This is a genomic window from Pseudomonas sp. PAMC 29040 (genome assembly GCF_003994535.1).
In the GTDB taxonomy this organism is placed as follows: domain Bacteria; phylum Pseudomonadota; class Gammaproteobacteria; order Pseudomonadales; family Pseudomonadaceae; genus Aquipseudomonas; species Aquipseudomonas paraversuta.
This window is the reverse complement of the sequence record NZ_RZAA01000017.1, coordinates 1-25,001: the sequence shown is the minus strand read 5'-3', so window position 1 is coordinate 25,001 and position 25,001 is coordinate 1. Positions and strand designations below refer to the sequence as shown.

27 protein-coding genes and 1 pseudogene are annotated in these 25,001 nt (G+C 56.2%); 27 read left to right on the top strand and 1 reads right to left on the bottom strand.

Annotated elements, in window-relative coordinates:
• Positions 1-385 precede the first annotated feature (385 nt).
• The 22 genes from WG29040_RS23235 (at position 386) to WG29040_RS23135 (ending at position 18,221) form a co-directional block, all read left to right on the top strand.
• Entirely contained in the window at positions 386-1,141 is a 756-nt protein-coding gene (locus WG29040_RS23235) for a helix-turn-helix domain-containing protein (RefSeq protein ID WP_127196975.1), read from the top strand.
• Between the two features lie 581 nt (positions 1,142-1,722).
• Complete coding sequence (locus tag WG29040_RS23230; RefSeq protein WP_127196974.1) at positions 1,723-2,835, top strand: terminase small subunit; 1,113 nt, start codon at positions 1,723-1,725, stop codon at positions 2,833-2,835.
• A gap of 283 nt (positions 2,836-3,118) precedes the next feature.
• Positions 3,119-3,679, top strand: a complete 561-nt coding sequence (locus WG29040_RS23225; RefSeq protein WP_127196973.1) for a hypothetical protein — start codon at positions 3,119-3,121, stop codon at positions 3,677-3,679.
• 196 nt (positions 3,680-3,875) lie between these two features.
• Entirely contained in the window at positions 3,876-4,319 is a 444-nt protein-coding gene (locus WG29040_RS23220) for a hypothetical protein (RefSeq protein ID WP_127196972.1), read from the top strand.
• 46 nt (positions 4,320-4,365) lie between these two features.
• The gene (locus WG29040_RS24400) at positions 4,366-4,509 is read left to right on the top strand and encodes a hypothetical protein (protein WP_165878385.1); all 144 of its coding nucleotides are present in this window, start codon (positions 4,366-4,368) and stop codon (positions 4,507-4,509) included.
• A complete protein-coding gene (locus WG29040_RS23215; RefSeq protein WP_127196971.1) occupies positions 4,484-5,071 on the top strand; it encodes a hypothetical protein in 588 nt (195 codons plus the stop codon). Before WG29040_RS24400 ends, WG29040_RS23215 begins: the two co-directional genes overlap by 26 nt.
• A 49-nt stretch (positions 5,072-5,120) precedes the next feature.
• Complete coding sequence (locus tag WG29040_RS23210; RefSeq protein WP_127196970.1) at positions 5,121-7,433, top strand: Hint domain-containing homing endonuclease; 2,313 nt, start codon at positions 5,121-5,123, stop codon at positions 7,431-7,433.
• Between the two features lie 69 nt (positions 7,434-7,502).
• Positions 7,503-7,916, top strand: coding sequence for a hypothetical protein (locus WG29040_RS23205; RefSeq protein WP_127196969.1), 414 nt, complete (start codon positions 7,503-7,505; stop codon positions 7,914-7,916).
• Positions 7,913-8,125, top strand: coding sequence for a hypothetical protein (locus WG29040_RS23200; protein WP_127196968.1), 213 nt, complete (start codon positions 7,913-7,915; stop codon positions 8,123-8,125). The genes WG29040_RS23205 and WG29040_RS23200 overlap by 4 nt, the downstream gene beginning before the upstream one ends.
• Positions 8,122-8,349 (top strand): hypothetical protein, encoded by a 228-nt coding sequence (locus WG29040_RS23195; protein ID WP_127196967.1) that lies wholly within the window; start codon positions 8,122-8,124, stop codon positions 8,347-8,349. The genes WG29040_RS23200 and WG29040_RS23195 overlap by 4 nt, the downstream gene beginning before the upstream one ends.
• On the top strand, positions 8,346-9,101 hold the full coding sequence (locus tag WG29040_RS23190; protein WP_127196966.1) for a hypothetical protein: 756 nt from the start codon (positions 8,346-8,348) through the stop codon (positions 9,099-9,101). The genes WG29040_RS23195 and WG29040_RS23190 overlap by 4 nt, the downstream gene beginning before the upstream one ends.
• On the top strand, positions 9,088-9,525 hold the full coding sequence (locus WG29040_RS23185; protein WP_127196965.1) for a hypothetical protein: 438 nt from the start codon (positions 9,088-9,090) through the stop codon (positions 9,523-9,525). The genes WG29040_RS23190 and WG29040_RS23185 overlap by 14 nt, the downstream gene beginning before the upstream one ends.
• Before the next feature lie 134 nt (positions 9,526-9,659).
• Positions 9,660-10,043, top strand: coding sequence for a hypothetical protein (locus WG29040_RS23180; RefSeq protein ID WP_127196964.1), 384 nt, complete (start codon positions 9,660-9,662; stop codon positions 10,041-10,043).
• Positions 10,040-10,525: a hypothetical protein gene (locus WG29040_RS23175; protein ID WP_127196963.1), complete on the top strand. Its 486-nt coding sequence runs from the start codon at positions 10,040-10,042 to the stop codon at positions 10,523-10,525. Before WG29040_RS23180 ends, WG29040_RS23175 begins: the two co-directional genes overlap by 4 nt.
• Positions 10,526-10,683: 158 nt before the next feature.
• Complete coding sequence (locus WG29040_RS23170; protein ID WP_127196962.1) at positions 10,684-12,531, top strand: hypothetical protein; 1,848 nt, start codon at positions 10,684-10,686, stop codon at positions 12,529-12,531.
• 16 nt (positions 12,532-12,547) lie between these two features.
• Complete coding sequence (locus WG29040_RS23165; protein WP_127196961.1) at positions 12,548-13,351, top strand: hypothetical protein; 804 nt, start codon at positions 12,548-12,550, stop codon at positions 13,349-13,351.
• Positions 13,352-13,404: 53 nt separating this feature from the next.
• Positions 13,405-13,680, top strand: coding sequence for a hypothetical protein (locus WG29040_RS23160; protein WP_127196960.1), 276 nt, complete (start codon positions 13,405-13,407; stop codon positions 13,678-13,680).
• Between the two features lie 88 nt (positions 13,681-13,768).
• Positions 13,769-14,065: a hypothetical protein gene (locus WG29040_RS23155; RefSeq protein ID WP_127196959.1), complete on the top strand. Its 297-nt coding sequence runs from the start codon at positions 13,769-13,771 to the stop codon at positions 14,063-14,065.
• On the top strand, positions 14,065-15,138 hold the full coding sequence (locus tag WG29040_RS23150) for a hypothetical protein (protein ID WP_127196958.1): 1,074 nt from the start codon (positions 14,065-14,067) through the stop codon (positions 15,136-15,138). Before WG29040_RS23155 ends, WG29040_RS23150 begins: the two co-directional genes overlap by 1 nt.
• A gap of 3 nt (positions 15,139-15,141) precedes the next feature.
• A complete protein-coding gene (locus WG29040_RS23145; RefSeq protein ID WP_127196957.1) occupies positions 15,142-15,645 on the top strand; it encodes a hypothetical protein in 504 nt (167 codons plus the stop codon).
• Positions 15,646-15,732: 87 nt separating this feature from the next.
• Positions 15,733-17,322: a hypothetical protein gene (locus WG29040_RS23140; protein ID WP_127196956.1), complete on the top strand. Its 1,590-nt coding sequence runs from the start codon at positions 15,733-15,735 to the stop codon at positions 17,320-17,322.
• Between the two features lie 2 nt (positions 17,323-17,324).
• Positions 17,325-18,221, top strand: coding sequence for a hypothetical protein (locus WG29040_RS23135; RefSeq protein ID WP_127196955.1), 897 nt, complete (start codon positions 17,325-17,327; stop codon positions 18,219-18,221).
• Positions 18,222-18,357: 136 nt separating this feature from the next.
• Here the strand turns inward: WG29040_RS23135 and WG29040_RS24395 are convergent, their stop codons facing one another.
• The gene (locus tag WG29040_RS24395) at positions 18,358-18,606 is read right to left on the bottom strand and encodes a hypothetical protein (RefSeq protein ID WP_165878384.1); all 249 of its coding nucleotides are present in this window, start codon (positions 18,604-18,606) and stop codon (positions 18,358-18,360) included.
• Positions 18,607-19,349: 743 nt separating this feature from the next.
• On the opposite strand from WG29040_RS24395, the gene WG29040_RS23125 reads away from it, so the two are divergent.
• The 5 genes and pseudogenes from WG29040_RS23125 to WG29040_RS24615 form a co-directional block, all read left to right on the top strand.
• Positions 19,350-20,804 carry a glycoside hydrolase family 19 protein gene (locus WG29040_RS23125; RefSeq protein ID WP_127196953.1) on the top strand — a complete coding sequence of 485 codons (1,455 nt, stop codon included), beginning with the start codon at positions 19,350-19,352 and terminating at the stop codon, positions 20,802-20,804.
• Positions 20,805-20,890: 86 nt separating this feature from the next.
• Positions 20,891-21,211 (top strand): hypothetical protein, encoded by a 321-nt coding sequence (locus WG29040_RS23120; RefSeq protein ID WP_127196952.1) that lies wholly within the window; start codon positions 20,891-20,893, stop codon positions 21,209-21,211.
• Positions 21,198-22,592, top strand: a complete 1,395-nt coding sequence (locus WG29040_RS23115) for a hypothetical protein (RefSeq protein WP_127196951.1) — start codon at positions 21,198-21,200, stop codon at positions 22,590-22,592. Before WG29040_RS23120 ends, WG29040_RS23115 begins: the two co-directional genes overlap by 14 nt.
• 2 nt (positions 22,593-22,594) lie before the next feature.
• Positions 22,595-23,302, top strand: a complete 708-nt coding sequence (locus tag WG29040_RS23110) for a hypothetical protein (RefSeq protein WP_127196950.1) — start codon at positions 22,595-22,597, stop codon at positions 23,300-23,302.
• Between the two features lie 75 nt (positions 23,303-23,377).
• Positions 23,378-25,001, top strand: a pseudogene (locus tag WG29040_RS24615) (hypothetical protein); the annotation flags it as partial.

Genomic DNA, 25,001 nt, shown 5'->3' with positions numbered 1-25,001 from the left:
AGCCACTTACTGATGCCGTATTAACCGCCCACGAACTATACATTAGCCATTTGTTGTTTTGTGTATCGTGTTACGCCCCAGGCAAGCGTCATTGCAGTGCTGGCCAGCTATTGCGAATTGAGTACGACGCACAATTTTTAATGACAATTTCCGACCTGCGAAAGCGCCGCGACTTGCTTTGTTTAGAGGCTTTGCAGTGCCCTCAAAGGGCCGCAGGGCTTAAGGCTCGCGTCATTGAATTGTTTAACGAGCAGTCAGATGGAAGTGTAGCAAGTTGTCATTAGTGTCACGGCTATAGCCAACTTCTTGCGCCTTTCGCGCTTGCCAAATGTATAGGGATACTTTCTAATCGCCCCATTGAGACATGATCACGAGGGCGTTGTAGATGGATGGGGATAAAAAAAGCGCGGAGTCGCCTAAAAATCAGGCCGCCCCGACGCTGGGTAATTCCTCTGCCTCTGCGCCAGCTCTGTTCTGTGAATCGGAAGATTTGGGGGTTGGCGCTAGTCAGGATGCAATCAGGCGCGCCGAAGAAGCCCGATTGGCAGCTATTACGGGGATGAAACTTCGCAGGGCTCGCCGGTTGGCAGGGTTGAGCGAAAGTCAGGCGGGGTTGGCGCTGGCTCAGTCGGGTATGACCATGATCAGCCTGTACGAAAATGGCCACCGCCAGCCTAGTGCTACGAACCTACGCATGCTTGCGCAGCTGTACGGCGTAACAACTGATTACTTGCTGGATATGCACGACGACATTACTGCGGTGCCAGAAGACGGCAATCAGGCGGTGTTGCGCGGGGTTATCAGCACATCCCTAACGGGCGAGTTTGCTCGCTTTGTTGACGCTCTGACCCACCGCAACGGGATCATGATCGAGGCCCTAAGCCTGGATCGCGTGCTGCTGTCAAAGGTTGCAGAAGTGGCCACTGATCTGGTGAGCGCTTTGGATATTTTCAAAGCCCATGCGCCGCACTTCGAAGACATTCGCGGAGGTGCAAAGCTCGTTCGTTTAGTGGGTGAGCTGCATGTGAGCATGTCCGAACAGATTCGCCGGAGAGCGCGGGAGCAAGCAATGGTCGATTACGAACCTTTTGGTCCAGCCCCGGAACAGATTGCGAAGCAGGTGCAGCAGCTTTTGTTTTAGATGTTGGTGGTGCAGGAGAGGGAGACGTGTATAGCCAAACGTGGCGTCTTCTGGCTTGACCTGCTTGTTAACGCTGGCAGTGGTGCCCCGCAAGTCTGAACTCGATCAGGCTTGCGGGTGTTTTCAGGGTTACGCATAGCCTGAGCGCTTTGGATTAGAGCGCTCAGGTATGCAGTAGGCCGAAAGGCGGTAAGCATGGCCGGTGGTATTCCAGCCGGAAAAAGGCACCAGTAATGCGGGTTGACCATGCGCCTAAGCGTGTTACCTGCTGCATTTCGGATTTGCGCTCTGCGCGAATAGCCTGGCCTTCTTAAGAGGCGCATTCAAAGCGTTATGCGGTCGCTCGTTGTGGTGGTCGGATGTGTGGTTTGCATCGGGCAATGGTGCTCTTAGACAGTGCGCCGGAACACCCCAGCATGGATAACCGACAGGAGAAGGGCATTACCGCCTTTGCGGCGCCGGTCAGCAGCGTTCCATTGGCTGATAGTGGTGGGGGTCTACCAGGACCAACGCCCAAAAAAGTAGCCCGCCGATGCGGGCTATTTTTTTAACGTAAAGCACAAGAAGTTGGCCATTTTACCGTGGTCGATAGCGAAGTTATTACGCACGAGGTTGGATGGATGCCGCGCAAGTCAAAGACTGAAAATCCAGAAATGTCTGGGGATCAACTATCCCCGGCCATTGCTGCTAAGCGCGTTCGTAAACCTGCAAAACCGCGCGCGGTTAAGGTTAACAAGCCTTTACCAGTCAAGAAGGCTGCTAAAAAGTCTGGACACAAGCCGGTTAAGCCCGCCGTTAAACCTGCTGTGCCAAAGGCGCCAAACCGGCATGGGGGGTGCGGGACAACCAGTATAGAAAACCCGGTAAAGCTGACCCTGAAAGAGCGTAAGGCCATTGAAATGGCGGCTTTCCAAGGGTTAGACGCTCGTCAGGCGAAGTTTGTAGACCTGTGGTTGGTGACCTATAACGCTCGGCAGTCCTATCGCGATGCAGGGTTTGCATGCAAGAACGATAACGCCGCCTCGGCAGGCGCCAGTCGACTGCTAAGTAAGGTTAAACATCACCCATATATGCAGGCCCGCCAAGTCGAGCTTTTTTCACGCACGGCCGACATCCAAAACCAGCTTATCGGGACCTATCACGCTGCCTCCTTTGCAGATCCTCGCGAGCTGGTGGAGTACGTGCGCCGGTGCTGTCGCTACTGCTATGGCATTGGTCATAAGTTCCATCTACGTCCTAGTGAAATGCAGCGACGCCGCGATCAGTACGAGGCGGACAAAGCCGCCGCCGAGGCCGATAAAAAGACCATTGGCGACTTCGACGAGTTGGGAGGGCTTGGCTACGACGGCAAGAAGCCACCACATCCCGATTGCCCTGAGTGCGATGGCGAGGGGGAGGGCCGTGCGCTATTCAAAGACACGAGCGATCTGTCACCTGCCGCCTTGGCGCTCTATGAGGGCGTGAAGGAAGGGAAGGACGGGACAGAAATGAAAGTAGCCAGCCAAAAAGGCTACCGCGACACCCTGGCCAAGATGTTCAACCTGAACGTAGAGCCAGCTGTAGTAGTGAATGCCGGTATCAGTGAAGAAGCCCTTGAAGAGATTCTGGCGAAGGCCGAGGCGAACACTCAGCGAAATCGCGAGGCGATGGTTGGCCGCGTGGAAGAGCTGGCCAAGATAGGGATTGTGAATTGAAAGCGGTAGGGCCAACGGCGGACCAGGTTAAGAAGTGCCGCACTGCTACCGGTCTGAGCCAGAGCGCAAGCGCCAACCTGATCCATGTCAGCCGTGCAGCATGGCAGACATACGAAAAAGGCACTGTGACGATGAAGCTCGGCCTGTGGGAGCTTTACCAGTTCAAGACTGGGCAAATTTGGGTTCGTCCGCTGGCCTTGAAGGCTACGCGGCGGGCGACATCACGCCAAGGTAGGCCAGAAAACTTAACGCCATTCTCGGCTAAGTAACAGGAGTAGAACCAATGCAGAAAGTAGAGCGTAAAGCAGCGATTGTTAGCGATAGTGCCCAGTTGAGTATCGAACAGATTCATGCTTTCCGGAAGTTTCTTGAGGCGTGCGGGCTGACCGTGCGCGATGGCAGCGGTGATCAGTTCTTTCACGCCCGTCTACCTGGTGCTAAGCGCTGGACCCCGGTAGAGCGTGGGCGCGGTGGCGTACCGAATACACCGGGTGTACTGCGGATGTACCTGGATAATTTCTTGTCGGTGCCTGCGCCAGCTCTGGAGGCTGTACCCAGCTCCGCGGGCCTCAGCATTTACGCCGCCGATGACTGTGTGCCTCTGTTGGGCAAGCCAACCGTCATGGGTCAGGTTAGCGCCACTAAGCACCGGTCCTGCCTTCTTACGGACAAAGAGAAGGAAGATGCCCAGTACTTGCGCGACCTGCGCGACGACTTCGCTCTGCATGCGCCTTTAGCTATCCCTGGATTTGCCTCACGCACCGACCTTCAAGCCCATGTTAACGCTCGTTGGGAATACGCGGATTTGATGATGGCGGCTCGCGCCGAAAAGTACGGGGATTAACTGGGAGAGTACAAACCTATGCTTTGCCGTTACTGCGCCGGGGATAGGATCGTTTGGCGCAAAGACGCACGCGGTCCGTACACCCATTGCCAGGACTGCAAGCGTCGGAACTGTGAGCGGGGCACCAGTGCCTTGCCTCACGGGCACCACGAATGCGTCCGCGCCCAACTTCAATTGAAAATGCTGTGAGCCCCATATGAGCCAGTCACAGGAAGCACTGTTAAACCGCACCGAACTAATGCGGCGCTCGCGCTTAATGCGCCTCAAACACGCCAACACGGTGCTGGTTGAGATTTCCAAAGTTGGGAGCCGTACCTGGGCGAATGAAGCGGGTGATGTGTGCCGGCTGCGCATCACTCTCGACGGCCGTGTCCATTTTTGCGACCACAACCCACAAACGCCAACCATTGACCTTCATAGCACTGCGAAGGGCGCCAATGGTTTCTGGCCGGGGTTCCCCTATCAGGGCTCCGAGGCGTTTCTGCTACGCGGTCTACGCGACTACGTGGCCAATGGCACGAAGATTTACCGAACATTGCTGGTGCCTCTTGTAGAGGGGCGTCTTGCTCGTGGCTATACGCCTGCTGATCTGACGCAGATTGAGGGGCGATTGAAGTTCGTGCCGATCTTTGTTGAGTGAGGCCGTGGTTGTGGAAGTGGTGAGTCGCAGGAGTGGAGAGCGGCTGATGGTAGAGCTGGAGATTGGCGCGCTGCTGTGGTTGCGCAATGCGCGTGGGGATGTTGAGCAAGCCCCCCGTGCGCATCTGACCAATGATCAATGGCAATTTATTGAAGGGTGGAGGCATGGCGCTTTTTCTGCAACGAACTGATTTTGAATATGCGGCGACACAGGCCGGCATCACTGACCTGGAGCAGGCTGGCGAGGATTACACCAACCCTCACACGCAAGCAGCCTATGCGGTATGGAAGAGCGTTGCCTTTCCGTTGGGCGCCAGCGCTACGCCCCCATTGGCATGGTTGAACATTCGCGGTGGAAAGGCGGTGGGTATTTCCATGACGCGCCCTACTGGCCCCGAGTCGCCTGACTGGGCCAAGCGTCGGGCACAAGGCTGGCAGCCATCTATGCCGATGTACGCCAACGTGCCGGGGGTTGGCCCTGAGGTGCAGCAGGTTATCCGTGAGCTACAGCGCCAGCGCCAAGAAGAGGGCTACTCGATAGAGAGCGATGTCGAGCAGTACCGTAGCGGCGAACTTCCGAAGGCGGCGGCGTGCTATGCGATGCAAGCGGCTGGCGTGTACCCGATGCGCTACACCAGCTTCTGGCCATTCAAGTCGAAGATCAAATCCTGCCAACCGGCTGAGGCGCTGACCAAGGCCGTCGCGCTGATCCTGGCTGAGATTGAGCGCAGCAAGGCGCAAAGCACGCGGTAAGCGCCAGCAAATCAAGCAGTAGGGTGTAAGGGCCGTTTATCGGCCCTTTTTGCGTTTAAGGGATTGCATGGCCAAGGCGAAGAAAGAAAGACAATTGGTGCTCGATGCCGATCCGCGCTGGCCCGCGTTCGTCGCCCGTTATGCCTTTGAGCAGTACAAGTTTGCCGTCGAAGTATGCGGTATGGGGATCGTTGGCAAGCCCGTAACGCACCAGCAGAAGGAGTTGTTTGACGAGGCATCGCCCTATGGCTGCCGGGTGTCTGTGGCGTCTGGCCACGGCTGCTTTGCGCTGGGCACCCAACTCATGCTCGCCAGCGGTGAGCCGATTGCCGTAGAGGACGTAAAGTCAGGCCACCGCCTTATGGGGGCAGATGGCGCGCACTCCACCACGGTCCTGGAGCTTAAGCGCGGGCGCCAGCCAATGTACCGGTTCACTTACTCGGACGGGGGCAGCCACACATTTAACGAGGCGCACATTCTCTGCTTGGTGGCCATAGCGCCCGATGGCGACGTGGGAGTGGGGGCGGAGGTTGAAACTACTGTAGAGCAGTGGCTTACATGGGGGGCAGAGAAGCAGGCCCGCTATGCGACCTATAGAAGCGCTGCCAAGTCATTCCGTCGCCCAGTGCGCAACCTGTCAGTGTCTCCGTTCGTTATGGGCCAGCGGCTGGCGCTATCCGGGGAACTGATCCCCGCCGACTACCTGTACAGCGCTCAAGCGCAACGTCAAGACCTGCTGGATGGTTTAGTGGGGCATGCTGGCGCCCAATTCATTAGTAGGAGCGAGGCTGTCACACGCCAAGTCGGTTGGCTCGCGCGTTCCGTTGGTTGTCATGCGAGCGTAGTCCGCCTGGAGTCTGGCCGGTGGCTGGCCAAGATCGATCTGCAACCTGGAGCCCTGCAGTTTTCAATTGCTTCATGTGAGGCACTGGGGGAGGGCGACTACTACGGCTTCACCCTGGACGGCGATCACCGGCTGCTTGGGCATGACTTCACCGTCTTGCACAACACTGGCAAGACTAGGAGCTTTGGCGTCATAGCGCTTTGGCACCTTCTCTGCTATCGCAACTCAAACACCTATATCACCGCGCCAAAGCTCAAAACGGTGCGGGAGGGCGTGTGGAAGGAAATCACCACGCTCAAGGCGCAGATCGAGAAAGGTCCGCATGCCTGGATCGCGCAGTACATCACCATTCAGGCCGAGAAGGTCTACATCAACACCAAGTCCGCCATCTGGTACGTCACCACCCGTACAGCGCCACGCGGCTCCCCTGAGAACCTTGCAGGTACCCACGGCGATTACCTCCTATGGATGGCGGACGAAGCCTCAGGCATACCGGATGAAAACTTTGGTGTGATCGGTGGCGCCCTTACAGATCCGCGTAACCGTTTCATCATGGCGTCACAGCCCACCCGTAGCAGTGGGTTCTTCCGTGACTCGCATCACAGCAAGAGCAAGCGCCAGGGCGGTGCCTGGACCAGCCTCACGTTCAACTCCGAAGAAAGCACGCTGGTGGGTATCGAGTTCATCAAGGAAAAGCTCATCCAGTACGGTGGGCGCGATGAAATGGAATACCAGATCAAGGTTCGGGGCATGTTCCCGACCAACTCCAGCAAGTACCTGCTGAGCCAGGCACAGCTTGAGCGCGTCATTGAAGGCCCGAACGTCATCCTGCCGGGCGAAGCCTACGGCCACATGATCGTGGTCGACGTGGCGGCGGGCGTAGGGCGAGACAAGACGGTGGCCACGCACATGAAGGTAATTGGTAACGGGGATCGGATGGCGCCCGACCGGCGCCGTATCGAGGTGGTAGCCGTGCCGGTCTACACCAATACCGAGGACTGGACACCGGTGGCGGTCAAGGTGCTGGAGTACGCCGCCCAGTTTTCGAACGTATCCATCATTGTCGACACCAACGGCATGGGTAACCAGTTCCTCAAACGCCTGATAGAGCTTTCTGGCGGCGGGATTCATGCCAAGGGCGTCCGCTGGGGCGAGCTGCCATTCAGTAACGAATACCGTAAGCGATTCCTCAACCAGCGGGCCCAATGCACCGTACACGCGGTAGAGGCAATCAAGGACGGTGTGGTACGCCTGTCACGGGACTACAAAAAGGATCTGATCGACCAAGGCAGCCGGATTCCCTATTTCCTCGACGAGTTGGGGCGCTATCACATCGCCCGCAAACAGGACATGGCAGCCGATGGATTACCATCCCCGGACCTTTTAGACACCATCGCCATGGCTTACCTGGAGTCTGCTGAATACGTGCCGGCGCAAGGCGAATCCGTCAGCCTCAGTACTGACAAGCGTCAGGCGGCCCTAGATGCTGCTCGCGAGGCACTGGCAGGAATAACGTAATAACAATGTTTTGATAATGTTTTATCCGGTGATATGGTGACGCCACCCCACATAATCGGAATAAATGTTATGCGCAAACTGCCACCAATCCCCGGGCCGATAGGTGCCGACCACCTACAGCGAATCAAACAGGACGCCGCGCGCGGGATTGGCGCCAGCTCAGGCGATACGCTGCACCTGCTGGCTGAGGTAGAACGCCTTAACGCAGATAACCTGAGTCTGCGCGGAAGCTGCAAGAAACTTGGCGCGGAGCATGCGGGGATGGTGAGGGCGATCAAGAAGACTGAGGCGCAGCAAAATGATGCTGCGCGCTATCGGTGGTTGCGAGGGCGCGACCTTGACACCATCCAGCAAGGTGGTGTGTTCGCTGGCCAGACACCGCGCAATGTGGTGCTGAACGGTGATGATCTGGATATGGCCGTCGACGTAGAAATCGCGGTGATGGTTAAGGCGGCTTTCTTGCCGTGGAAGGTGAACCCATGACCGAATCAGTGGGAGTGAAACTGAATCTCGGCCTGCAAGGAATCCAAATTGTCTGCGCCACCCTGCTGCCCGCCAGAACCATCTATGTCAGCCCCGACATTTACGAACTGATAGCCAAGGATGGCGCTGGCGCTCAAAAGGAGCACGCTGATTTTCTAGCCAGGGTTGAAGAGTTCAATCGGCTGATGGAAAAGCGGGGACTGATATGACCATTGATTCAATCGCTCTGTCGCTGGGCTATGGCGTGATGCTCGTCGGCGGCGCTCTGGCGTTGCTGTTGATGTTGATCGCTATCGCTCTGGTTCTTAACGCCAAAATCAACCTTCTCGGGAAATACCTGCGGTTCCACTGGGACCTCAAGACCCTGCGCTCGACCATGCGCCAGCTTGAAGCGGAAGGGAAGGTGATCAAGAAGTCGGAGGTGACGCCATGATCTGCCGCAAGACAATGAAGGCCTGCCCTACGCCGGGGATGTGCTCCCCGCATGATGGATGCCCGGCCACTGAGCAAGTCAGTAGCGCATGGCTGGCACAGTTACGCAGCGAATACGTGGCCTATGGTGCGCAGAATGCAGCGCTCAAGACTGAGAATGAGCGTCTAACATCACGCGTAGCTTTGCTCGAAAAGTACGAAGAGGAATGTCTGCGCCTGGTGCGCGAAGCTGAGGCCGAGCGAGACCAGCTCAAGGCCGAGAACGAGCGCCTGCGCGGTCTACTCGCGGAGAAGGTCGTTAACTCCACCATGCTGACCGGGTTGGTTCCGGACGATGGCGGCATGACGCTAGGCTTCGAAGGTGGCGCGTGCGGCATGCTGGCACAGCTCTTCGGTGATCAGTTCTATGAGAGCCCGGCGATCAACTACCTGGAGCTTCGCTTTGACAGCGCCAAGCACCCGGATATTGGCCGGCTGGTTGTCACCCTACAACGGGAAGAGGGAAAAACGCCCGCCGAACTGCGCGGTATAGCCGAGACACAGGTTAGTGCGCTGGCGTTCCTACTCCAGTACCTGGTGGCCAACGAGCACAACCACGACGAGAACCAAAGTGAACGCCACATGGTTATCACTGATGCCGAGTCGTTGTTGGCGCACCTGTCTGGCGCTATGGAGGCTCATACGCTGGTGCCTGACTGCCTCCTTTTGAAACAGCAGCAGTCAGCTGGAAGGTTGAAACATGAAAAAGAGTAAATCTATCCGGGCAGTGATTCGCCATGCCCGCGCACAGGGCCGCGCAGAGGCTGTATCGCTCCTGACCGGCCTTTGCCCCGAGGATGGCATAGATCGTCTGCTGGGAAGCTCTCCAAACGGCGCATCAGGTGATTACAGCAGCTACTGGAAGGTAAATGAGGTTCGCAAACTGCTGTGTGCTGATGCCGATGAATGCAACAAGATCGATAAGCTGGCGGGTGCTCATGAGTGGGTGCACTACCTGGAGTACGACCTCAAGAGGGCCCGCGAAGAGCTGGCGTTAGCGCTGGTTGACGTAGGTCGATTCACTTTTATCAGCGGCGATATGTTGTCAGCTATGGCCCACCGCTATGCTGGCGCCGTTTCTGCCGGCCTGTCGGACGTGCTGAAAGGCCTTGATGCAGCTATGGGTCGAGCAGACTGACGCGGGCCGTAAATGGGATCGCTCGACATTCCAACTTAAATTTGCGGGATTTTTTCGACGGCCGAACGTATATGGATATTTCTTTATCGCCCGTCACTTGTTCCACAACAATTGAACAATAAGGACCTAATCCGATGATTTTGAAGGCGTACAGGGACGCGCGATTTCATTACATGAACGCCAGGGAGTTCGCGGCATTCAAGGCCGATAACAAGTATTTGGTGGGTGTTACTGCAGGTGGGCGTGAGTGGTTATTGCAGGAGGGCTTAACTCTCAAGGCTATAGAGGCCCTGCTACCGGATATGGTGAGGTTGAATCGCGGCGTGCTGGTCAAGCGTGCGCTTCTTACCGAAATTATTCGGGTCAGAGTGGGCAGTAACATCGCCATTACAGTGGTGACTACCGTGGGTAATTACACGCTGGCCCGCCGTAATTGCGTCAAGACGATAGTAGAAATAATTGAGCATAACCTCCGGCGCAAAAAAGCCCGGATTTACCCATTGGAATCGCCAGAATGAACCACGAGAACAATCCCCCCGACCTATCCAGCTTGATCGCTGGCGAGTCGCCCGAAACGCCTGAGCAAGCGCGAGAGCGCATCATCGGCAAGGTTATGGCAAGCCAGCAGGCGCTAGCCGAACAATTCAGCAAGATAGATCACCCGTTCGTCACTGATGACGCCAAAGACGATTACGAGCTGGCGACCCAAGAGTTTAAAGCGCTGATCAACTGCGCGGTGCATATGCCAGAGTCGGTCGAGGGTGTGCGCTTCTTGGCGGACTGGCATGCAAACCGTATGGCTCAAGTCCAATTGCTGCTGGATCACGCCACACCTAACAATGAAATGGTGTTCGGGACTGGCACCCAGCCGGTAGCGATAAACGCGGAATTCTCCAGGGGGATGCGCGCCGCCCTGCTGCTGGTGCAGTCGCTGCTCAGTACGTTTCCGCTTGAGCTGACCACCAGTGAAGAATTAGACGGGGAAAGTCAAATCTCCTGACGCTGATCCGCCATCTAAGAAACCCGCCTTTGAGGCGGGTTTTTTGTTCATAAAGCCTGCAAACCCCATCCGTTATATCGATTTTTCGGGCAATAAAATTACGCCCAATTAAGTGCTTTACGGAGACATAGCATGACGACGAAATGGGGTTCTAAGTAATGGCAACCGTTGAGTTAGATCCGGCCTTGGATATCCTCGGTGTTGTTAGAGAGAAGGATCTCAAAGAGCACGCACAGACCACTGAGTACGCAGTACTCGCTGCTGTGATGCGAAACCTTTCAGAAACTCACAGTTGGGCAGCCACAGATAAATTACTGAATGTGATCCTTGGTATTCGTAACAATGGGATTGTTGACGCAATCCTGGATCGGATGCCGGGCCTATCACTCCTTGGCGATTATGCCTGGTGCATCTGCGACTCTCAAAAAACGGTGCTACTTGGTATTAAGTGGACTGGCGAGGTTGTAATCCATCCATCGGCTGGGGAAGGGCTAACTACTACCCGCATGCCGGGCATGACTATTCTTAGCGATTATGCCTGGTGCATCTGCGACTCTCAAAAAACGGTGCTATTCGGCATCAAATGGTCTGGTGAGATTGTAATCCACCCATCCGCGCTGTCAGGGCTGGCTCCTTCGGGGAGCACTGGATTTGCGTGGGATGAAGGACGGACGGGCCAGCGTGACGTTTTCGTTATGGTCGATGGGGTGCCATATCAGGTTACATCCAGCGGTGATAACACCTCGGCCAATATCCAGTCCGGACAAGTAAGTTACGTCGAGCGAAACGGCATGACGACGGGGCGTACTGTTCCCATGCCTGAGGCTGGGACTATTGCCGACTTTGTAAAGGCGATTATCCACGTTATTTTTCTCGGCCAATCCTTGGCCTGTGGGATCAACTCAGGAACGCCAGTAACTCGACAGCCGCCATCAGCAAACCGAGTGCTCACGATCAAGGACGGCATCCAGTTAAGCGATGAGAAAGGCGTTTTGTCATCGGATATGGTTGTTCCATTTCAGCCAATGGTTGCCAAGACAAAAGAGCCGCCTTGCATGCAGGCTGCCGCCGAGGTGAATCGGTCCCGCTGCCTGCCAGCTAACGCCGGGCTGCTTATCAGCAACCACGGTCGAGGGGCGCAAGGGATTCAGAGCCTAAACAAAGGGACTATCCCCTACGAAAACAGCCTGACCGCGATTCGCGAGGCGAAAGCTGAATGTGACAGGAAGGGGTGGCCGTACTCGGTACCGTGCATCAGCTGGAACCAGGGGCAGCACGACGGGGGGATGGCAGAGGGGGTTTATTACGCGCTGCTTGTGCAGCTGCAGCTTGACTATAAGGCTGACATTCAAGCGATCACCGGAGAGACGGGGCCTCTCCCAATGATCATCACGCAGATGAGTAACTGGACGGCACCGGTTTATAAGCGAGCTTTCAGCAACATCCCGCATGAGCAGTACCAAGTGTCGCTGGACTTCCCTGACCGCTTCGTTGTGGCTGGCCCGCAATATTGGCTGCCAAGCAACACCGACGGTATCCACCTGCCTGCAGACTCATACAGTCGTGACGGTACCGCGTTGTCAGGTGCGTTGGGGGCTCTCATAAAAGGGGAGCGCTGGTTGCCTACGGCCTGCGTAGAGGCCGTGCGTTCTGACACGAAAGTTATTCTGCGATTTAACGTGCCTAACGGGCCACTGGCGATTGATACCGTGAACGTATCTGACCCCGGTTTTTGGGGGCTGCGTTGGGTAGACAGCACTGACAGCGCCACGATCACGGCTGTTCAACTGACCGGCTTTAACACCATCGAGGTGACGTTGAGCAATGTGCCAACTGGTGCACAGCCAATGATTGGAGTCGCTGACATCGGTATAGCTGGAAACCGCGCCGGTCCAACAACTGGGCCTCGTACATGTATTCGCGATAGCAGTCCGCTTTTGGATTGTTTTGGTGTGCCCGTTTACAACTGGGCTTGCCACAACCTCGTACCTGTTACTTCAATTTAAAAAAGGGTTAATACACATGAATATGCGTGGCCAATTAGTTGTTCTTGACATTATCGCGCCGGCAGCCCCTGGTTCAGTGAAGCTCCTTCTCTCGCCGGCTGAGCTGGTGGCTTCGGGTATGGCCGGGTTTACCCATTCGATGAGCCCAAAGTCTGCTGAGGCCGTCTCGGGTGGTGGCGTGAGTGCTTATTGCCGCGTATCAGGCAAGAAGTTGGTTCAAAAGGGCAGGGATCAGTTCGGTTTGAAACTTGCGACCGTTGAAGGAAAGCCAGCTCTGGGCCTTACAAGCTATACCGGCGTGTCGAGCCTTGCCTTTCCTGAAGGGAGTGCTTCGAAATCCTACACTGTGGTTATGATGGTCCACATCCCCGATCCAGCGACGGCACGTCTGAACTTCATGACGGCATTCACGGATGAGACTGCCATCGCTACAGTTTTGCGTTATGACATCACCACCGCATCGCCTACGGTGAATCGTCTCCTTGCCTATGGTAACGCCGTCAATCCGCCGCAAGCTGAAATCGCCCACTCGGTGGCGGGTTGGGCTGCTGTGGTGGTTGACTATGATGACCTTACGCGCACGGTATCTATTGCGGTTAACGGAGTTGGTGATTTCTCTGAAATTATCAAAGCGCAAAACTCATTGGCTGACGAGCATAGTTATTTAGAAGTGGGCTATCACTCCAGTTCTAACGGTTTGCGGCTTGCCAGTGTTGGTGATGTTTTCATTTTCAACAAATCCCTGCGGGCCGACCCTAGCGGTATGGTTCAACTGGGTCACCTGGTTAACGAATTGAAGGCGGAATACTCCGTCGCCTAAGGGCCTGATATGAATGTAGAACCCGCCCACACGGCGGGTTTCACTTTTCTGGTATGCTGAATAAAGGCTATAAATATTTAGCACTAAATTCAGGGGATTGCGTGATGGAAGTGGCAAGGCTGGTTGAGCTATTAGGCAACAAAAAGGCCGTGGCGAAGGCGCTGGGTTTGGCGTTTCAGACGGTTTACTGCTGGGGGCAGTACGTTCCAACGAAGCAGCTACCCGCCGTTATGGTTGCCCTTGAGGCAAAGAGTATCGAGGCCGCTGAGTATTCCAAATTACTCGCGCGTGAGGCCAAGGCGCTACGTCACCAGCTCATGACTGAGTGAGTCCCGCGACTGGCGTGCAAAGCGCCAGATAATCACCTTTCCCCTACATGTGAAACTACGCCCCTGGTTATCAATTGGGGGGGTGGACATGATCGAAGAGTCTCGGTTTTATCGAGAGGTGCGCAGGTTTGCCACCACTGAGCCGACCTATTCCGCAAACTGCCAAGTGATCCGCACGCTGCCCAGTGACAGGCATGACTTGTCTGCGGTCGCGCGGCGAGCGTTTGGTGACGCTACAGAGACGCGGGTGATCCTCGCGGCGGCTGGTCTACCCAATGTCGACGCTGCACTTAAAGAACAGGACCTGGTGCTGCCTACGGTGGGGTATCTGCGTTACCTGAAAGAGAAGTGCGGTATTACCACGGCAGTTAGGACGGTTCGCTAATGGCGGCCAATGATCAGAATCGCACCAGCATGGTCCAGGACGCGCGAAAAGCCGGTAAGCAGGCGCGAGAGGCATTTGAGTTCGATCTAAAGCGCCGGCTCGGGGATCAGAACAAGATTCTGTCTGCTGACGATATGGGCGGGCTGTACGATCCGAAGCGTGCGCTGTTCACAACGATTGATGGCAAGCCCCGCATGCTCACCTTTGACGACATTCTGGCCTTCAAGGCAGCTGTCAAAGACGTGCAACGGATCCATGGCCAGCACAACAAGCAGGTTTCTGGCGGGATACTGGTCAAGAGAGTGATAGACCTGGCCACGTCTGAGGACCGGGAGCGCGCTAACAAGCAAATCCACTTTGCGGTACCGATGAGCAACCGTGCCGGCGTGGTCCAGTTCCAAACCAATGCTGGACCAAACTCCAACGTGTCACGTCACACGGTAATGGTGCAGTTCCTCAGTTACGACGCGGCGCTATCGAGTGGCCAGCCCTCCCATGAGGCCGCCAAGCTGCTGGCGCGCGGCAAGGTCAAATACGATTGCGACTGCAACCGGCACACGTTCTGGTTTCGCTACATCGCCAGCATTGGCAACTTCAACTATGGACGCGCCGAGGACGGTTTCCCTCGGGTCCGTAACCCAAAGCTATACGGAATTGCCTGTAAGCACGTAATACGGGTCATGGGCACGCTGGGGCACGCTGGGACGTTCAATAACTTTGCCCGGAAGATGATCGAGCACGGGCGAAAGACGCTCAGCAATAAGCAGCGGATCATGACCGTAAAAGAGCAGCAGGCCTATATCGATAATGCCGCCAGTGCTCGTAAGCGTGACCGCACTATCAAGACATCAGAAGAGAAGCGCGCCGAGCGTTCCGCCCAGCCAGCACAGCAACGTAAGGCCGTCGAGGCCGCAAAGGTTAGGGCAGCCAATGACGAACTGCGCCGGACGCATGCCAGCAAGGTCAATAAGCCCGTGCCACTGGACAAAAAGATCAAGGCCATGATGAAGCTGGGCTACTCCGAACAAGCCGCCCGGGTTGCAATCACCGCCGCCGACAACGCACAGGGTTAAGACATGCTCAACAACGTCGCAATTCAAATCAATCGGGCCAACCGCCAGCGCACACTGCGGGAGCCTAACGCCATCGACTGCGTGCTCTTCACCAAGCGTGTCGACCGAGAGTCAGACAGTTTCAGCTTTGACGGCACCCCTACGATGGGTGGAGCTGGCGTGATGAACGATGAGGACGAAGTGAATTACTCGTGGGTGTACGCCTGTGACGCCCGCATTCACTTCGCCCAGGGATTTGCCGCGTCCCTGGGGAACACTTCTGATGATGGCGGCCGGTTGAACTACCCCGAGGGAGTGACAGAGGCGTCTATCGAGCCAATCATTGATCCGGACAAGCCGGGTTACGTGCAGCCAGCCAAGCGCATGCTGGTGGCCTTGTTGATGGGGGACGGCCTGATAATCAACTATGAAATCGTAGACGTAACCGGCAATGTGAATATCCCGCCATACACCCGCAAGTACCTGGTCAATCCACGTCCTGACGAGGAAGCAACCGGGGATCTTTAGAGCCGTCCATAGCCTGCAAACCAACGCCCGGAATGGCTAAAAACCGTCTGTACGCTGATCCGTAAATGGGACTAATGCGTACAGACAATGGCCGACGTTAAGAAAGCGAAGAAAGGCCTGTGGGGTTCGCTTGCGAGCACCACACAGCTTTTGCTGGGCGAGGTAAGCAAGGCGCCCGAAAACCGGATGGAAGGAATAAGTACGTTCGATGCTGATTACGTCGGCATTGAAATGCTGCTGGGGGCGAGTGACCGCCCGGCCCGCTCGCGCTCTGCAATCTATCAGAAGTGGCACTACATGATTCAGGACGGGCTTATAAGCACGATCCTGCGCTTGCACGTACAGATGGCGCTTGGCGGTCACGAGACAACCGGCGAAACCATCTTTATTGAGGCAAAACCGAATGCCTCGGCGGCTGATAGAAAGGCAATCGACGAGCTGCAATTTATAGCCAAGATCCTAAACAAGCACGCCCACGGCATGTGCTTCAACGCCTGCGCCTTCGGTGATTCCTACGCCAGGCTGTACACCAAAAAGGGCGAGGGTATGTTTGCCTTCGATAGTGAGCAGCCGTTTGCGCCTCTAGTGCAGCCGTATGTAGAGCTTGGCCAGACCGTGGGCTATATCGTCAGTCTTGGGTCAAAGCTGCAAAGCCGCTTCAATCACTTGGACATGGTGCGCATGCGTATGCCGCGCATGGTGAACCTGCCGCAGATGCGCGCCATCGAGAACGCTCAAAAGATCAACCTGGAAGCCACGGATCTGCGCGATATGCGGCCCTTGCCAGACTTGGTGGGCGGTTCGTTCCTGGAAGCGGCTGAGGTCGACTACGACAACCTGATTTCAGCTCTGCGCGGGATGATCGGTCAGCGTATATCAGGATCGATTGACGAAACGATGATCGGCGCCAACCTTTCGGATATGACCGCGGCGCAACAAAAGCTGTTCATGGACTCGCTGGAAAAGATGCTCAAGAGCATGAAAACCCGGGCAGAGGAAGCAGTACGCACGGGCACGTATGCAACCTCCCGCAACTTCCACGTCATGCCGACCTTCAATGAAAAGCAGCTGACTCAAATCAGTTCGTTTCAGGGCGGCTCCAACTCTGGCGCCGGCGCCAACATCGAAGACGTAATGTTTTGCGCTCGCAAGCTGGCGGGCACGCTGGGCATCGATCTGTCGATGGTTGGCTTTGCTGACCAAATGACCGGTGGGCTGGGTGAGGGAGGGTTTAACCGTACCAGCAGCCAAGCCGCTGAGCGCTCCCGCATCATCCGCTCATCTTTCATGCAGACGGTTAACGACACGATCGATCGTCACATGCTGGCCAAGCATGGCAGGTGCTGGGCTGATGACGAACGCCCCTACGACGTGAACTTTTTCGGCTCTATCGCAGCCCTTGAGGCCGAGAAACAGGCCAGCCGAGAGCGGGCAATCAGCGGCGGCGTAATGCTGCTACAGGGTATGGACCTCATGCGCACCATGGGCCTGCCCGAATCAATGATGGAACAGTTCATGGCCACAATGATGGAAGTCGATACGGACAAGGCCAAGATTTTCGCCAAAGGGATCAAGGAAGCAAAACCGCCAGCGCCTGACATGGGCGGCGGCTTCGGTGGTGATGACAACGAACCGCCACTACTACCGAACAGCACGACAGAACAGGGTGAGGAATGATCATGCGTAAGCGCACAGGAGTTATCAGTTACAACTTGAACGAGCGCGGTCGCGACTTCAATGGCCAGGACCGTGATGTAGACATTGCCGCCGCCATGCGCGTGATCAATGGCCTGTCGGTACAGGAGCTGGTGCGCCAGGGGGACGTGTACGGCTATTTCGGGCACACGTTCCGCGAAAAATACGGCCTTAACGTCCCTGAGACGGTGATCGAGGGCGGGAAAGTGGTAGTGCTTGAGCCAAGCGTGCGCACGATCTACATCAAGTGCCTGCCCGATGGCACCGTGGAGCATGAGCAGGAGTTTTTGAACAACGCGCCGGGCCGTATTGCTGGCCGCTTGTACGACAGCAAGGCCTACGGTTTCAGTTCGGTGTTTCATGCGCCCGAAGAGGGCGGCAAGCGCACGCCAAAAACCTATCACGGGATGGATTTCGTCAAAACACCGAACTACAACACGAATAAGGGCTATGACGCGATGCTAGATAGTGTCGAGCCGGGCGCCATTGAGTCGCTGGGCTTCGCTGGCGAGTGTGCGGCGCTGATGGATAGCGTAGACGCGATCATTGCTGAGAACGAAGCACAGGCCGCTGGCATCAGTGAAGCGTATCTACGCCAGTGCAGGGAAAACGACGATCTGATCGACCTTAATGCGCGCCTGATGCAGCGGCTCAAGGATGGCAAGGGCACTATGCTCGATAGCGCCAGCGCTTCTACGCTTCAACGTGGCTCTGAGTTCCTGCCAAGCCATGCGCAATCGATGCTCGACAGTGCTGACCGCTTCATGTCCGCCCAGTTACCAGACCTTGAGCCAGCTCCCGAGGAAGTGGAAGCCGAGAAGAAGTCCGGCATCCTGGCCAAAAGCCTCGACCTTGTGCGCCAAGCTATCGGGGGGCTCTAAATGAGCATCCTTCCTTCCGATTCGGATGGTTTCCTAACGGCGACGATGAAGGAAACCCTCGACCAGATTGGCCGAGAAATTGAGGTGCTTAAGGCTATCCAGCGAGACACAGCTGCGACCCTTACGCAACTAACCTCTATTGCCAACACGCTGGCCAACCTTCCGCCGCCATCTGCCCCGCCACCATTACCCGGGCCGACCCCAATCCCAAGACCTTTACCGCCGGTGCCACCGGGACGGCCTGATACGCCACCCCCGGGGCCGGCCACAGGCCCGCCCGCACCAGCGCCAGCGCCAGCACCTGGAGCGCCCGAGCGCCCGCCGGGTGATCGTGAAGACAATGGCCGATTCCTGCCTCGGCCACCGGGCCCGGACCTCGGTCCACCCGTCCCAATCCCACCACCAGCAGCGCCTGGAGCGCCAGCGAACCCACCGGCTGATCGTGAAAATAACGGCCGATTCCGGCGTAGGAACCCGGGCCCGAACGGCGAGCCGGAGAGTACTGAGCCTTCCCGGGCCTCTCAAGCTATGGGGGATGCTGCTGACAGCTTAAAAGGTGCTGCGGGGGCACTGGCGTCTGGTGCTGACGGTATTGATCCAACGGTACAGGCTGTAAAAGAGATTAGCGGTATTTTCCGGCCAATGATGGGCGTCCTAAAACCGGTTGGGCGCCTCTTTGGCATTGGCCGCAAGAAAGAGGAACGCGAAAAAATACGCTGGTACAACCGTATTTGGAGTGCCCTCAAAGGTGATCGGCGCGGCGGCAGTGGCGGCATGGGCCTATTGCTGACGGGCCTCCTTTCGATGCTTGGCATGCTGCTGGCGCCGGTCAAGGCGCTGAGCAAGCTGTTAGGGCTGACCAGCTTGCTTAAGGGAGCTGGCGCGCTGGCTGGAGGGTTGCGAGGCTTTGGCGGGGGGCGGGGGGCTGGCCCAGGAAGGCGCGGGGGCCCAGGTGGGCGCGGCGGGGCTGGCGGGGCTGGCGGTGGACCCGGCAGGCGCGGGGGTGGGCCAGAGCCTCGGCCCGGGCAACGTGGCGGACCACCGCGCCCACCAACCCCACCGCGTGCCGGATTCGGTCGCAGCTTACTGAAAAAGCTACCGTTTATTGGTGCGCTGATCGGTGGCGGGATGCTGGCAAGCGACTTAATGGCCGGTGATGATCCGAACCTGACGCCTCAAGAGAACAAAACAAAACGCTATGGAAACGTAGGGAGCGGCGTTGGGGGGTTGGTCGGTGGTGTGCTGGGGATGCTTGGCGGTCCTGCGGGCGCCATAGCTGGCGCGATGATTGGCGACCAACTGGGCGGCATGGTGGGCGAGTGGCTGGCCACCGTTGACCTGACCTCGATTACTAAGGCTTGGAGCGGCATGGTGGCAACGGGCGTCAAGCTCCTGGCCTCAATGACCGACAGCATCAAGGAAGCATTCAGCAAAGCAGTGGATGTCGTGCTGGGCATCAAGGACACCGTTAGCGACAAGGTGCAGACCGCCAAGGATTATGCGAGCGATAAAGCCACCACAATCAAAGACGCCGGCCAGAATCTGCTCAGTAAGGCCACTGGCGGTCGTTACACGGGCGGCTCAAATGCGCGTAAGGATGAACTGATAAAGGCAATGGATGCTGGTGGAATCACTGACCAGAAGTCTAAAGCCATGCTTATGGCCAACGTCGACCATGAAAGCGGTGGGTTTACGCGCAATGAGGAAAACCTTAACTACAGCGCCAAGCGGCTACAGCAGGTATTCCCCAAGTACTACAAGACCCCTGAGGCTGCCAGGGCTGACGCCAACAACCCCGAAGCCATCGCTAACAAGGTGTATGGCGGGCGCATGGGTAACGATAGCGCCGGCGACGGTTTCAAGTACCGTGGGCGAGGAAATATCCAGCTCACAGGCAAAGCTCAGTATGCGGATATGGGTAAGAAACTGGGCATCGATCTGGTGAACAACCCTGAGCTAGCCATGGACCCGAAGTACTCCGCACAGATCGCGGTTCAACATTGGAAAGGATCAGGTGCTAACAAAGCGGCCATGGCAGGCGACCAGGCGCGCGCCCGGCGGCTCACCAACGGCGGCCTCAACGGCATGGGCGATGTCCAGGACAAATATGACGGCTACCTGGCTCAGGCCAAGGCTGGTGATTTGACGCCTACACGCCGCGCAGATGAGGGGAAGGTGCAAGCCCCCAAGGCAGCGAATGCAGCGCTGACCAGTACCATAGCCACACTGAAAGGTGCGCCAGCAGTAGGGGTGAGCCCAATTGCTCCGCGTCTGTCGGTGGCGCCCGCAACCCCGGGGGCGCAAACAGTAGGCGTCATGGCTCCGACAATTTCAGCACCAACTATGGGAATGTCATCTATCAAGCCAGTCAGCGCTGGTCCGATTACTGCGCCGAAGTACTCCGCGCCGGCACCAGATTCTTCAACAGTCAAAATCCCGCCTGTACCGGCAGTGGAAAGACCGTTGTTGACACAAGGTAAGGCCCCCGCTGCACCAACCGTTCAACTGTCGATGCCTCTCAGCCAGAACCTGGAAGACAGACAGATCGCTCATGTCTCCAGCGGCGGGATGGGGATGCTCTAACAGGCCGTACGCAACCTGCAAACCGCCCCGCAATGGGGCGGTTTTTGTTTGCCATCATGCAATCAATAAACCGCTGCTGGTGCCCTATGGCCGACGACACGCTAAACACGGATCTACTTTTCCGCATGATTGCCCATTGGGTGGCCACAAAGCCGAACACCTATTACGGCTCTACCTACGGCGCGCCTACCGAAGACTTGCTGCAAAAGCCACTCAGCTCGCCTATTGCTGACGCCTATCTGGCCAAGATGCGCCAGGACATTGCTGTTATCGGGGAGTTACCACCCGGCACGATCAACATGTACGCGACACATGACGGGCTCGACCGCAAAACCATATTTATCGAAATAAACGGCTCCAGCGTGAGCTTGGCTGACCTAGGAGACGTGAACCGTGGCAGTTACTAAAGATGAATTCATTCAGAAAGCCGTCGATTCAATCGCCAGCTTTCCGAATATTGCTATGCGCTATCAAATTGGCGACCCGCTGATTATTCAAGGCATAGCATCTATGGCCGCTATGTTGGCGGATGTAAGCAATCAGGTGGAAGTAACAGCAGGTGAGCCATTCACCATGGCTCGCGACGTTACAGTGCGCAGCGATGCCGCCGTAAAGGGCATCTTGCCCTTCGGTAAGCCGGCCCTTGCTGCTATCAAGGTTACAAACAACTCCCTTCTGCCAGTACAGGTCTTAGCTGGTCGATCCATTCAGGATGCGTCCGGACGCTACTGGCTGGTTACTGTAGGCGTAAACCTCGGCGCTGGTGATATGGGCTACCTGACAGCCCGACAGGTAAGCTCTCGGGCATTTGTGCATGCGGTCGGTGCAAATACCCCGTTCTACTCGGTGCCTATCAGCCCGGCAGAGGTGGGGTATATCGCCAACGTACTGGTTGACACGTTCGAATACTCCACCAACTTTGCGAACATTGAGGACGGCCAGCGGGTTTACAACATCAAGTCCAATGAGTTGGGCGATATCAGCCTCCAATTCGGCATCACTGGCCTATCAGGCTACCAACCCGCAGTGGGTGAACTGATTTCTGTCACTGTGCAGGATACTGAGGGGGCTGTGACGCTCTCCACTGGCATGAAGTTCTATTTTGAATATACGGGCGGTGCAAGTGACGCACTGGTCGTCATGGAGCTGTCAGAGACGCTGCAAGCTGGCGCTGACCCTATGGATATCACCACCATGCGTGAGGTGTGCTCCTATCCTGGTATTTATGACGACAGCGCTGTATTTGGCTCCAACTTCGATTTTGTGGTGCGCAAGGCCGTATCTCCCGTGAGATTCCTAAGTATTTGGAACGAGGCGCGAGAGGAAGTAATTCGCGGCCCGAAACTGGACAATATCAACACGTTGTTTGTGGCAGTACGCAAGGACGGCACGACAAAGGCAGTTCTTGAAGGGGAGGTGACTACAGTCATTCACCGTGCGGATGATAGCTACAAGATCAAGTTCGTTCCGGTTGTAGATATTGTCGAGCCTCTGGTGCTGACTCTGGCCATCCCATCGGTATATGAGTCCGGCGCTATTAAACAAAAAGTTCGCACGATACTGCTTAACCAATACGGTAAAGACTCTGCCTGGTCAAAGCGTGGGGAAGCAAAGATCCTGGAAAAGGATATCTATGCGCTCATGGTCGAAAACAAGGTGTCGGCGCTAGCGGCCCGTGTGGGGAACCTGGTTGTGGAGAGCATCGGCAGTGGTGGCGTGGCACTCCCTGAGCAGTACCGCTACATCACGGAAGAAAGCCTGGTGGTCAATCTGGTTGAGGCGGACTAATCATGGAGTTGACGCCGCTTGTACGAAGCGCTGAGTACGATGATATTGAAAAAGAATTCAAGGCGCTGTTCCTTAGCCTGTACCAAAGCAACATTGACGATCAGGTCACAGAGGTGGGGTTGTATGGCATGCCTCATATCGGGCCTGATTCGCTGGTAGAGCGAAATCTGGCGGGTGATGGTCTAGCGGTTCTGCGTACAAACACCATGGAGCAGATCCGGCATCTGTTCCACGCATGGCGATATCGCAACCCCCAGCGCGGTACAGCCTTCCTTCGGTCGTATCTTATGACCTTGTTTGGTCCGATTTTCACAATCGATCAGCTCTGGTGCAAGAAGGCGGGCGAGTACCCTGTCGACCTGATGAGCGATTCTGAAATGCTGGCGGCCGGTGCGCGGGAGGCGGACTATTTCCTGACCAGTCGCCTGCGGGTGGACATCGAGGCCGAGTCAGTACCGGTTCGTATCTTGAATGCGGCGCGTACTGCAGTAGCAGCGCGGTTTGTGCTTGAGCTTCGGTCAATACAGCGAATCAAAGCAGCCTACAAAGTTATGTTCGTCGGTAGCGCCGTAGCGGTGAGTCATACCGTTGGGACGGCATACGTTTGGCCGCCCGGTTACCCGCATGACAACGGGCTTATTAACTCGGTAGTTTATGAAGGCCTATTCGTTGCTATTTCTGGCCAGCGCGTGGTTCAAAACAAACCCTAAATGATGCAAATCCCCAGGGTAAACGCTGTTTTTTTCTGGTTAGCATTCACCCATAACCAAACCTTTGGGTGATGTATGTCAGATCCTGTAATTATCAGTCCCACGCTAACACTGGCGGGGCAAGCCCGCGCGTTCGCTGCCAGCAATGACGGTATTGAGCTTAAAATCTCGCATGTCTCCTATGGAGTGGCCCATTACGACCCGACCGGAAATGAGGTGGCCCTCACTTCTCCTGTAGGGCACAAGGTTCCTGTGGCTGGAGCAGCGCGCCCAACGCCCTATCAGATTCGAATGATCAGCTCGTGGCGTGAAGACGTGGGGGATGTCGATATTGGGGAAATTGGGTTTTGGGCGGGTGACGTGCTGGTATTCGTCTGGTCCAAGGCTGACAGAACTATCTTGTCGCGTAAGACAAATGGTGTCTCGTATGTACTTTTCTGTGATCTTTCGTTTGCCTCCGCCCCGGCAAACAGCATCAGCTTTATTATTGATCCTCAAGAGGGAATTTCGCTCGCTGCACTTGCTGCGCATGAAAGTGCCATGCATGCCCACCCTCAATATATTTTGCGAAGCAAATTCCCCGACTATCAAGGTTACTTGTGGGGCATAACAGCAGGCACCGCCGATGCCATTCAGTTAATGCTTCCGGCGATTGTTGATCTGACTGAGTACAGCCAAGGGAACCGCTTCACATTTAAAGCGCTATTTGACAACACCGGTGATACATCGATTGAAGTTAATAGCGCCGGTCCGGTCCAGGTTCTCAAGACTGGTGGCGTCCCCCTCACGGCTGGCAGCATCATCAAGGGAGGGGTTTATGACGTCTTGTATGATGGTGGTAGTTTTCAACTGACGGCAGGCGCAGGATTTGCCAGCGCCGAAGCAACAACCCCCGAAGTAACCACCACTCCAAACCCAAATAGTACGAGTTGGGTATCTGTTCGCCGCCTGATCGAGGCATTGGCGCTCAAGGCTAACTTGAACAGCCCAGTCCTGACTGGGACCCCAAAGGCGCCTACAGCCACTCCCGGTACAAATGACGAGCAGATCGGAACAACGGCATTTATCCAGGAGGCTATTGCAGCACTGGTGAACAATGCACCTGTCTCGCTCAATACGCTAAGTGAGCTGGCGGCAGCCTTGGGTAACGACCCGGATTTTGCGAACACGGTTGCCACAGCTCTCGGCTTAAAGGCGCCGCTGGCATCGCCTAATTTCACGGGAAGGCCTACAGGCCCAACTCCGGATTTCGGTGATAACAGCCTGTCTCTTTCGACAACAGCGTTTGTTCAAAGAGCCATTGCCACGCTCGTTGATTCGTCTCCTGCTGCCCTGGACACTCTCAAAGAGTTAGCCACAGCGCTTGGTAACGACCCGAATTTCGCGACAACAATTGCCACAGCTCTCGGCTTAAAGGCGCCGCTGGCATCGCCTAATTTCACAGGGAAGCCTACAGGCCCAACTCCGGATTTCGGTGATAACAGCCTGTCTCTTTCGACAACAGCGTTTGTTCAAAGAGCCATTGCCGCGCTCGTTGATTCGTCTCCTGCTGCCTTGGACACGCTCAAAGAATTAGCAACAGCGCTTGGTAATGACCCGAACTTCGCGACCACAATTACAACAGCTCTCAGCTTAAAAGCTCCGCTGCAATCGCCTTTTTTTACTGGCCACGTCAAGGCTGACGGCGATATCTATGCAT